The sequence below is a fragment of the Spiroplasma citri genome (assembly GCF_001886855.1).
Taxonomy (GTDB): Bacteria; Bacillota_I; Bacilli_A; order Mycoplasmatales; family Mycoplasmataceae; genus Spiroplasma; species Spiroplasma citri.
Genome location: NZ_CP013197.1, coordinates 612,537 through 624,213, shown reverse-complemented (window position 1 = coordinate 624,213; position 11,677 = coordinate 612,537). Strand labels below are relative to the sequence as shown.

Sequence of the window (11,677 nt, the reverse complement as noted above, 5' to 3'; positions counted from 1 at the left end):
AATAACCTTGTCCTTATCTTGTGATAATTTCGTAATAGTTATCTAGCAAAAATTTCACAATTATTTATATTATTAATTTGGTGATAACTATGGAAAGAAAATTAACAATGACAGAAAAACATAAATATAAAACTATTGGAAAAGTTATTAATAATGAAATAACAAAAAAAACGTGCTGCTAAAATTTTAGATTTGTCTATTCGTAGAATTGAACAATTAATGAAAATTTATGATACACAAAATATGACTTCCTTTGCGCATCATTCACGTGGTAGAACAGCATATAACAAAACAAAACCAGAAATTTGTGAAAATATTCTTAATCTTTACAAAACTAAATATATTGATTTTAATTTTATACATTTTAAAGAAAAATTACTTGAAAATGAAAAAATAAAAATTTCTTATTCAGTTTTGTACAACTTAATGTCTCTAAATCAAATAAAATCTCCTAGAAAACAGAAATTAAGAAAAAAAGATAAATCACATCCTTTAAGAGAACGCCGCAAATATTTTGGGGAATTATTACAAGCTGATGCTAGTGAACATTTATGACTAGGAATAAATCATCCTAAAATATTTTTACATGGTGCTATTGATGATGCAACAAATACAGTTGTTGGATTATATTTTGATTATCAAGAAACCTTAAATGGTTATTATAATGTTTTATATCAAATTTTAAAAAACTATGGTATTACTATGACATTTTATACAGATAAGCAAACAATTTTTACTTATCAAAAAAAATAATAGTAAAAAGAAGAAGAAAACACCTTTAATCAATTCAGCAGATGCTGTAATAAATTAGGTGTCGAAATCATAACTACTTCAATTCCTCAAACAAAAGGTCGAATTGAACGGTTATGAGGCACTTTACAAGATCGTCTAAAAAATGAAAATTAGGTCTTGCAAAAGTAACTACTCTTGAAGAAGCAAATAAGTTCTTAAAAGAATTTCTGCCTAAATTCAATAAACACTTTGCTCTTCCCATTGATTATAACAATTCTGCTTTCGTTGATGCACCAGAAAGTGACAAAATTAATTTACTTTTATCAATAACTTCAACAAGAAGAACAGATAATGGATCATCAATTAGTTATGCAAATAAAAAGTACTTAGCTTATGATAATAAAAAACTAAAATTTTTTAATTCAAAAACAAATGTTACAATAATTAATGCATTTGATAAAACATTGTATCTTAAGTATGAAAACAAAATTTATAATCTATTAGAATATATTCCAACAGTTAAAAATACAGAAAAAACATTACCAAAATCTAAAGCTCATAAACCCAAATCAAATCATCCATGAACTGAAAGATATACTATGAAACAATTATCAATTAAATAAATTTACGAAATTTTAGCTAGATATTGACAGTAGAATTAAAATAACATATCATAAATAAAAGTTTGCTAAGAACTTACAAAGTTCTTAGCAAACGCATAACATTTTTTTCTTTTTCTATCTATAGTTAATTGGTTTTTAAATTATTAATGATGATAAGCAATACTAATATTTTTTGGTTTAATTTGTAACGAATAACTTAATTCTTTCATAATTGCTTCATTAATTTCAGCTGTTAAATCATTTAAGTTTTCTTTTGCAATTACTTTTCCACTAATATAAATGTGCAATAATGAATTATCAATCATTCTACATTCAACTTTATCCACAAAATATTGATGGGTCAAATCACGGATTGCATATAAAATAATTTTTTTAATTGTTAATAAACTAACAGCAATTGTTCCACGATGGTTACTTTCAATTATTAATTCATTAAAATTATTATTCATCTTCAATCTCTCCTTTTATGAATTATTAAAATTAAGCACGCCCGGAATATTTTCCATCACTAGTTGAAACAGTAATAACTTCCCCTTCTTTAATAAACAAAGGAACCTGTAATTCTAATCCAGTTTCTAGCACTGCTTTTTTCATTGCTCCAGAACTAGTATCACCTTTTACTGCTGCTTCTGCCTCAGTTATTGTTAAATCCACCTTATCTGGTAAAATAATTTCCAATACTTCACCTTCATATTTTGTGACAGAAGCCATTACTCCCTCTTTTAAAAAGTTTTTTTCTCAAACTAAATTAGTTGATGGAATTTCTAATTGCTCATAAGTTTGCGTATCCATAAAGATGACATTGGTACCATCATCATATAAATATTGCATTTCAGCCTTGTCAATCATTGCTTTTTCAACTTTATCACCACCAGTGAAAGTAATATTTGTTGTTGCATTACTTCGCAAATTTTTAACTTTTGTTTTAACATGCGCTTGCCCACGACCTGATTTTGAATGTTGTGCTTCAATTACGATGTAAATATTACCTTCATATTGAAACGTTAATCCTGGGCGGAAATCGTTTACACTAATCATCTTTTTCTTCCTTTTCTATTTATCGTAGTTTAATTATATCTTAATTTTAAACAGAAAGTTATTAAAATTAATAAAAAGGAGAAAATTTCTTTTAAGCGAATTTTCCCAAAATAATTTTAATTTTATAAAATTGTAATATAACCTAAAAATTAATAATATTTTCACCACGATATCGGTTTGAAGTTGACACTGCCTTAATAATAACACGGTCAGTTGTTTTACTAATTAAAAAATGACGTGCTGAGAAATAAAATGTTCGATTTAGTACTGCAAAGTAAGTCATCATATCTTAAACTGGTAAGGTTTTTAACACTTTTTTTCATAATTAAAGGTAATGGTATCTAATGCAAGTGGTTCTGTTTGATATAATGTTACCGAAATAATATTAGTTTTATCAGAATGCTGTCTTTACTCCGCCACTTGCTAGTGGTTGCCATAGCAAATCAGTTCAATATTTTGAAATTAAATCTTTATCATAATAAATAAATTTTAAGTCCTCAATTGCAATTTCACCACGATATTCCGTTTGTTTCTAGTGCATCATAAATTGCATTTTGAAACATCGTTTCAGTTATTTTTGCGGTTGGCTGTTGTTTTTCAAAAACAGGAATTAAAGCTAATTCACTTTTAAATAAAGATAACGAAATTTTACTACGATCACGAGTTTCAATTTTTGCACAACTAACAACAGTAGCAAAAACACTAACGACCATAAAAGCCATAAAAGATGTTAACAACTTTTTCATATTAATAATCCTCCCTAAAGGCGGCATAATCAGTTTGAATAATTGCTAATTGATGTTGGTAACGTTTTTCAATAATTTGACGTTCTTGCGTAGTTAGTAAATAAGGATTTAAAACCATTCCTCAATGTTTATATTTTGAACTACCATATCCAATTGTAACTTGTGTTCGTGGTGTTACATATGAAATTCGAATTTGATATGAACCATTTGGAACATAAACTGGAATAAACATAAAATTAGTATAAATGGCATTAAATTCAACTTCAGCAAAACTTCGATAACGATCAGCTAAACGAGTTGGATCAGTAATTTCATCACTTGCTGCTACTTGGTTAGTATAATTTTTAAAAACATTATAAAAATCTTCAATTGCTGTTGTATTTTTTAAAAGATTTCAATATGGATTATTCAATTGATCCTTAATTGTTGCATAATCTGGAGCACGATTATTTGTTAATTTTAAGTCACTAAAAATCCGTGAAGTTCCAAAATAATATTGTAAATCACCACCTAAGGAAAAGGTATGTAAATAAGTATACGGGTCTGCATAATCAGGGGACCATCCTCCTGCTTGCATATCTCAATCTGCTTTTTTACGACGTGTTAAATATTCTGTGGCATCAACAGTAATATCTGGAATAATTTTAATCACATCATTTTCAGCGTTAAATGAGTCAATCATATTTAATAAAAACTTATTAATTGTTAATGTTCATGCACCATTCATTAAAAAACGAAATTCAACTCGTGAAGAACCAATATTTGTTTGTAATCAATTACGAATATCATCTAAAATATTATCATCATTTTCTAATAAATCTTTGTTACGATATAAAGCATCACTACCATCTTTTAACAATTGACTAGCAGCCATCACATTACCATTTAAAAAATTATTTGCATATGCTTCTTCAACATATGACGCATAATCAACATTCCCATTATAAACAAAATAACGTGCTGTATAAACATTTCGTAAAAACTTGGAAGTTGGTGAATCATCTAGAGCTTCAGAATAATATTTAACAAATTTACTACGGTCTAATTGGGTTGATAAATATTTTCGAATTTTATCATATTGTAATGCCTTACTTGCATTTAATGCTTGTTTAGCACGAGTTGGATTTGAATTTAAAACATCACTATTCGCATAATTATTAATAATCGTATATGTTGTTGGATTAGGATTAATAATACTTGATGCACCACTGAAAATTGGATTAGCAGGATTAGAACCAACATATTTCTTTCAACCGTTACTATCTGTTGGTTCAACTAGAAAATCATTGACGTCACCTGATTCAAATAAAACATGTTCACGCGAAACATCGTTATTTGCTAAATAAGTATAATTTAATTTATCAATGTATGTTAATTTTGCATGTCGATAAGCAGGGTTTTTTCGTAATAAAATTTGTGAAGTTGAACTATATTTTTCAACTAAATATGCCCCTGAATACCAAATATTTTTATAATTAGTCCCATAATTATAACCTTGTCGTAATGCCTTTTCTGGTAATGGCGCAAAAGCTAAATAAGTCATTAAAGTATCAAAATATTCTGCTGACTTTGTTAATTTAATGGTAATTTCATCATCACTATCATTAATTGTCATTCCTAATTTTTTTCAAATTGGATCATTATAATAATCTGGTTGATAATTACCTGATTGAAAATACTCTCAAATTTCTTGTGCACCACTAATAAAAGTTCGCCATAATCCTGATGTTGCCGATGAGTTTTTTGGAAATAAAACAAATTTAGCAGTATTAATCATATCACTAGCTTTAACTTGTCGCTGAAAATTCCCTTGATAATCAAATCATTTTGCTTGAGGTGAAATTTTATATTTTCATTCACTTTGATCAGCATTAGGAATTCCAACATATTTTGATGTTTTATCCTTTTGTTCAGCAAGATCACCAAAACTACGATTATATTTATCAGTTGCTACTAATGTTCCAAGAACATCAGCTAAAATTTTATTATCTTCACCTAGAAATGTTGATGCACTTGACCAAGATGTTAAGGGAAATTTAAAAATAGAGCGAAAAACATTATCGGTAATTAAACGATTTGCTAATTGGTCTAAACTAATTTCACACGAAACCACTAATGGTGTTACTGTGGTTATTACGGTAAAACTAGCAAAAAACGCCAATTTCTTTTTGAACATCGTTACCCCTCCTTTCTGTCAATTGCCATAGCAATTTTAGTTTTTGCTGCAGCAATTTCACGTGAATTCCCAAATAAATAGTGTCCCGTTTTAATTTCCGTAAACTCTGGTAAATCAAATAAATAATCTCAATGTTCCTTTTCTGGTTCATAGATGAAATGAACCTTTTCTTTTTCATAATTTGGATTAGGCAGTGGGATTGCTGATAATAACGCACGAGTATATGGATGTAATGGATTAATAAATAACTCTTCAGCACTTGCTAATTCAACAAGTTGACCATGATAAATAACAGCAATTCGGTCAGCAATAAAACGCACAACCGATAAATCATGAGCAACAAAAATATAAGTTAAATTATATTGTTGCTGAAATTTTTTTAATAAGTTTAAAACTTGGGCTCTAATTGAAACATCTAATGCGGAAATTGGTTCATCAGCAATAATAAATTGTGGTTTCATAATTAATGCTCGAGCAATACCAATGCGTTGTCGTTGTCCTCCTGAAAATTCGTGTGAGTAACGTGATAAAAGTTCTGGTAATAATCCAACTTCTTTTAAAATGCTTAAAATTAAGAAATGTTTGACATCACGATCTTTAATTTGTTCTAACTTTAATGGTTTTTCATTTTTTCCTAAATTATTGTTATAATAAGTTAAATACAACTGGCGAGCAGTAGCATTTTGATATAATTCAGGAAAATTTGTTAACCCTTCTCCAATAATTTCTTCAACCGAAATTCGATCATTTAATGATGAAGATGGATCTTGAAAAATCATTTGAATTTTTTTCTTTTGTAAACGATTTTCTCTCCTTGTTGGTAATTTAAACAATTCAGCATTTTTAACAATTTCATCAATTAATGGTAAATCTAACAAATCTAACAAACGATTAGAAGCAACAATTTCAGATGTTGAATATTTATATTTTTTACCTACTCATTGATAATATAATTTAATTGTTGTTTGATCACGAAAAACCCCATGGCGTGCTAAATATGATAAATCAGCAAGGATCGCTTGTTGCTGTTCTACTGTTGCATTTTTATTAACTAAAGTCATTAATTTTTCTTTTCATTCATTATTTGGTAATGCTGCCAAACTTGTTTTCAAATTAGTAGTGGTTGCTAATTCATTTAATGTTTTAGCATTATCTGCTGTTGCAATATTTATCATTAAAGCACTCGTTTGATATGCTTGTTGCAATGCAACAATTGCTTGTGCATTTGCTTGCGGTTCTAATTCTAATTTTTGTAATTCCTTTAAATATGCCTTTTCAAAATCACTTTTGAAAACATTAAAACGTTTATTGTAACCTAAAATATACTTTTTTCGTTTTCCCTTAGGAACAAAAAGAATAAAAGCCGCCCGTTGATTTTTATGCAAAAAATGAACCTCATCTAATAATTTAGTATGAATTGACAATAATTTTGCTAATTGTTCAAAAGAAGCATTATAATATTTTTGTGCTTGTTCTAATACAAGATTTTCTTTTAAAGCATTACGATTTTCTTCTAATTTTAAAAGAGTCTTATAAATTTGATGCCCTAATAAAATACTTCCTTCAATAATTTCAATATTTCCACGGACACGTCCTTTGATTTCTTCTTCTAAGGCAAGAGATAATGATGGGATTCATTCGTGTAAATTATCCATAAAACGAAAAATTCGTTGATAAGCTTTTAACATATCTTTTAATAAAATTAAATTATGTTCATACATTTCTTTTACTAAGGTAAAATAATTATTACTATGATTAAAATTTAATAAATCAACTTTCTTTAATCCAAGGTCAGTTGTTACTAAATATTGTTTATTTTCGTAAGGTATTAATTCCTTTGTATTAACAACATATTTTTTATTTTCAAAATAACGATAATAACTAATTTTTAAATTATTAATATAATTACTTAAATGTTTATTTAATAACATATTATTATTCTGCAATAATCGTAGTTTTTCATTAATATCTAAATTAATTTTATATAATTGTGGTGGTTTTCCCCAAATCAAATGTCGGTCCATATAAATCGTTCCGTCTTTAATTGGCTGTACACCAGCAATGGCACGACCAATTGTCGTTTTACCACTCCCTGATTCACCAACAATACTAAAAATTTCCCCGCGGTAAATATCAAAATTTGCTCATTTAACTGCATTTACTTTTTTATTTTTTTGGCGAAATTGAATTAACAAATCGCGAACCATAATAAACTGTTCTTGTTCGTTTTTGTTCATCTTAATCACCTACCTTTGTATCATTTTTAATTTGTTCTAATTGTTGCAATTGTTTTGGTTTTGTTACTTTCGCAGCTCGTGGATCTAATAGTCAAGTTTTTGCATAATGCGTTTCACTTACTTTAAACATTGGTGGTTCTAATAAATAATCAATTTTCATCGCATACTGATTACGAGGAGCAAATGGATCCCCATATACTTTTGCAAATAATGATGGTGGTGAGCCAGGAATTGAATAAAGATCTTCACCTTTTTGACCAAATTGCGGTAAAGAAGATAATAGCGCTCAAGTATAAGGATGTTTCGGATCAAAAAAGATGTCATTTACTGTTCCATATTCAATAATTTGACCAGCATACATTACAGCAACCCGATCAGCAATATTTGCGACAACACCTAAATCATGGGTAATAAAAATAACAGTAAATTTATATTCTTTTTGTAACGATTTAATTAAATCAAGAATTTGCGCTTGGATTGTAACATCTAAGGCTGTTGTTGGTTCATCACAAATCAAAACTTTTGGTTGGCAAGCTAAAGCAATTGCAATAACTACCCGTTGGCGCATTCCGCCCGAATACATTCCCGGAATATCATGATAACGTTTTTTAGCCTTTGGAATTCCAACTTTTTCTAATAATTCAAGCGCTGTTTTTTTGGCCATTGCTCGTGATAATTTACGATGTTTTCGTAATACTTCTGAAATTTGAAAACCAACTGATAATAATGGATTTAAAGATATCATTGGATCTTGGAAAATTGTTGCTATTGTTGGACCACGTAATTTACTAATTTGTTTTGCCGCTTTTAATTTATTAATAAATTCAAAATTTTTAATTAAATTTCATTCTTCATAAACATTAGTAAAATTATTAGCATTTAATGGTTCACCAATAACCATTAACTGATTTAATTTGTTAATACGATAACGAATTCCATCGGTATAAGTTTTTTTACTAAAATAATTTTGAATTTTACTAAATTCTGTTGGTGGAGGAATAATTCCTTGTTCAAAATATTTTTTTAAAAACTGGATATTTTTCCCTAATAACCGTTTTTCTCTTCAAGTTAATTTTTTAATTTTATCAATTTCATTATTATAATCAATAATTCAACTTTGTAAAAATTCAATCTTTTTTTGTTTTAATTCAGGGTTTAGCAACATCTCTTGTTGATTTTTATATTCTTTTAATTGTGCATTAAGTTTTCCTATTTTATTATTAATTCGATTGGAATGACTAAAACCAATTTGTTTTTTTAATACTTCAATTTTATTTCGTAAAGCAACAATTGCTGCTTGTAAATTAGTTAATTCTAAACTATTAATCATTTTTATTTTTTGTGTTGTTCTAATAATTCGTTTTTTATTATACTTTATAATATTTTTTTGTAGGCTGTTATCTAATAAAATTTTATGAAAATCAACTAAATGAACTGGTTTTCGAAAATATGCGAAATCATCCGCTAAAATATTTTTCGAAGGCGAATAAACTATTGAACCATTACTAATTCATCCGTTACTTTCTAACATATTAGTAAATGTTTTGGTCATAACTGACTTGCCACTTCCCGACTCACCAACAATTGCTAATGTTTCACCATCATAAATATCAAAAGAAATATTTCGAATAGCAGTTAAAACGTTAGCACGAGTTTTAAATTTTATTATTAATTTTTTAATTGAAATAACAATTTCTTTTTCCATAAAGCAATTTCTCCTTTAATATGTCATTTTTATTTATAATGGTTTTTGGGATCTAATGAATCAGCAAATACTTTTCCAAATAAGAAGAATAAAACCGATGTTCCAGCAATAAAACAAATAGGAATAATTAATAAATGTGGATAATCTTGTCACTTACTAGATGCTAATACTTCATTTAAAATAAATCCTAATGTCGTATTTTCACGTCCTTGTACAAAACCAAAGTTAAAGTAATTTAATGTTGAATCAATTGCAATAGCCATTGGAACAGCAAAAGATGCTGTTTGAATAATTAATGGTAAAATTCGTGGCATAATATTTTTTGTCACAATTTTTGATCCTGATGTTCCTAACATTTTTGAAGCAAGATTATATTCTGTATTTCGGACTAAAATAATTTGTACCCGAATAACCTCTGCCAAAGTAATTCAACTAGTAAGTGATACGGCAAAAATGATGACTGGCATTGTTTTACCTAAAGCAAAAATAATAATTAATCATAAAATTAATGTTGGTACTAAATTTAGAAATCGTGTAATTTCAATAAATAAAATATCAAATTTTTTATAAAACCCTCAAATTGAACCAACAATAACCCCAATTAAAATTTGAATTAAGGCAATTATTAATGTAAATAACAAGGTAGTTCGCATTCCAATTCAAATTTTATCTCAATAATTCTCACCATTCATTCCCAGTCCAAATAAATAAGTTGCATTTGGAGCTAAAGGTTGTTGATAATTAGGAATTGGTAAATCAGCAGGTAACGGATTCGCGATTTTACAAATTGGAACAATTGCTGTTAATAAGACAATTGCAAGTAATAATAATAAACAAACAATAAATGTTTTTTTAGCAATTAAAATTTGACCAACTACTTTTCAATAACGATATGATTTCGTTGAAATTCGTTCATTCTCTTCTAGTTGTGGCCCAACAATTTCAAATAAACTTGGATCTAAATTATTGATATCATAACTTTGAAAATCAAGTAACTCTTCATCTGTAACTCTTCGCATCACCTTGCTCCTCTCTTTATTTTGTTAATTTTACTCGTGGGTCTAATATCGCCATCATAATATCCGATATTAAACTAGTAGCAATTCCAGCCGTTGCTGTTAATAAAATATATCCCATAACAACAAAAGAATCCTTGTTTCCAACTCCCGACACAATAAATTTACTCATCCCTGGAATTGCTCAATTTTGTTCAGCAAAAATACTTGCTCCAAAAATTGTTGTTACAAAAGCTGCTGGTAATAACCGAAAAATTCGAATCCCCGCATTACGGAAAATATGAATATAGAAAATATAACGATTAGTCATTCCTTTTGATAGTGCAAACTTAGTATAATCGGCTGTCATTTCATCAATAACATATCGTCTTGTATTAATGACAATTGGTGGTGCTATCATTAAGAAAATTGCAAAAACTGGTCAAAACTTAGTATCAAAAGTTCCCGAGCTAAATAAACCATGAGCATAAAAAAAATTAATTGAAATTAAATAAATCCCTACAACTAAAACAACTGGTGGAATTGCTAAAAAGATAATTGAACCAGCATTAATGGTATTATCAACACCACGTTCTTTATTTTTTGCAGCAATTATTCCTAACGGCACACCAATTAAATAAGCTAACAAAACAGCGACTGACCCAAAACCAAATGAATATGGAATTGCTCGTGCAAAGATATCTGATACTAATTCTCCTGGCTGTGCTACTGCTGTTGAAAAAACAACTCCTAAATAAAATCATGTTGTAACTTTTTCACCAACTAACTCACCAGTTATTGGATCAAAAGCGCTATTAACAATTATTGTTTTTTTAATAAAAGGCATAATATTTAGCAAATATGTTCCTAATTGACTTCAAATTGAACCATATACCCCAAAAATTTTCATTTTTTGTTCAAGCAAAGCATTATATTCTGGTGTACCTGACAAAATATTTAATTTATCAATATCAATATCTTTAATATAAATATCATCGGGAGTTACTAACCGTAATAAAATAAAAATTACACAAATTGCTAACAACAAAGTAATAATTGCAAAAAAGATTCTTTTTAATGAATAACCTATTAATGGAAAACGATCAAAAAATTCCCGACGATGATGATTAATAATTGCCATTTTATATTTCATTTCAGTAAAAAGTGATGTTCGTTTATTTGTTTGCTGATAATTTAAATCAACATTAATAAACTTGTTATCATATTCTTTGCTAATATCAAAATTATTTTTAGAAATATCTTTATCTTTTTTAATATTTTTCATATTTTTTCCCTCCCTAGTTTTAAGGAAAAATAAAGTGTCCCTTTTATCAACTTTTTATTAAATAATGTACTTGATACAAAATATAATTTTATACTATGTAATTATATTTTACTTTTTGAAAAAATACAATATAATTTAAT

General features: G+C 27.7%; 9 protein-coding genes and 1 pseudogene. 1 reads left to right on the top strand and 9 read right to left on the bottom strand.

Going from position 1 to position 11,677, the window contains the following annotated elements; all coding sequences use genetic code 4:
• The first annotated feature begins 100 nt into the window (after nucleotides 1–100).
• A pseudogene (locus SCITRI_RS12575) lies at nucleotides 101–1,355 on the top strand (ISNCY family transposase).
• Nucleotides 1,356–1,498: 143 nt separating this feature from the next.
• Here SCITRI_RS12575 and SCITRI_RS03345 read toward each other — a convergent pair.
• From SCITRI_RS03345 to oppB, 9 genes are all read right to left on the bottom strand, one after another.
• The gene (locus SCITRI_RS03345; protein ID WP_071937216.1) at nucleotides 1,499–1,804 is read right to left on the bottom strand and encodes an MMB_0454 family protein; all 306 of its coding nucleotides are present in this window, start codon (nucleotides 1,802–1,804) and stop codon (nucleotides 1,499–1,501) included.
• A gap of 31 nt (nucleotides 1,805–1,835) precedes the next feature.
• A complete protein-coding gene (gene efp / locus SCITRI_RS03340; RefSeq protein ID WP_071937215.1) occupies nucleotides 1,836–2,393 on the bottom strand; it encodes an elongation factor P in 558 nt (185 codons plus the stop codon).
• 142 nt (nucleotides 2,394–2,535) lie between these two features.
• The gene (locus tag SCITRI_RS11285; RefSeq protein ID WP_237238063.1) at nucleotides 2,536–2,679 is read right to left on the bottom strand and encodes a hypothetical protein; all 144 of its coding nucleotides are present in this window, start codon (nucleotides 2,677–2,679) and stop codon (nucleotides 2,536–2,538) included.
• Between the two features lie 184 nt (nucleotides 2,680–2,863).
• Nucleotides 2,864–3,139: a hypothetical protein gene (locus SCITRI_RS11280; protein ID WP_237238062.1), complete on the bottom strand. Its 276-nt coding sequence runs from the start codon at nucleotides 3,137–3,139 to the stop codon at nucleotides 2,864–2,866.
• Between the two features lies 1 nt (nucleotide 3,140).
• Entirely contained in the window at nucleotides 3,141–5,315 is a 2,175-nt protein-coding gene (locus tag SCITRI_RS03330) for an ABC transporter substrate-binding protein (protein ID WP_071937214.1), read from the bottom strand.
• 2 nt (nucleotides 5,316–5,317) lie between these two features.
• Complete coding sequence (gene oppF, locus SCITRI_RS12265) at nucleotides 5,318–7,552, bottom strand: oligopeptide ABC transporter ATP-binding protein OppF (protein ID WP_071937213.1); 2,235 nt, start codon at nucleotides 7,550–7,552, stop codon at nucleotides 5,318–5,320.
• A gap of 1 nt (nucleotide 7,553) precedes the next feature.
• A complete protein-coding gene (gene oppD / locus SCITRI_RS12260) occupies nucleotides 7,554–9,257 on the bottom strand; it encodes an oligopeptide ABC transporter ATP-binding protein OppD (RefSeq protein WP_071937212.1) in 1,704 nt (567 codons plus the stop codon).
• 29 nt (nucleotides 9,258–9,286) lie between these two features.
• The gene (gene oppC, locus SCITRI_RS03315; protein WP_071937211.1) at nucleotides 9,287–10,276 is read right to left on the bottom strand and encodes an oligopeptide ABC transporter permease OppC; all 990 of its coding nucleotides are present in this window, start codon (nucleotides 10,274–10,276) and stop codon (nucleotides 9,287–9,289) included.
• A 16-nt stretch (nucleotides 10,277–10,292) separates the two neighbouring features.
• Nucleotides 10,293–11,537, bottom strand: coding sequence for an oligopeptide ABC transporter permease OppB (oppB, locus tag SCITRI_RS03310; RefSeq protein ID WP_071937210.1), 1,245 nt, complete (start codon nucleotides 11,535–11,537; stop codon nucleotides 10,293–10,295).
• Nucleotides 11,538–11,677 lie beyond the last annotated feature (140 nt).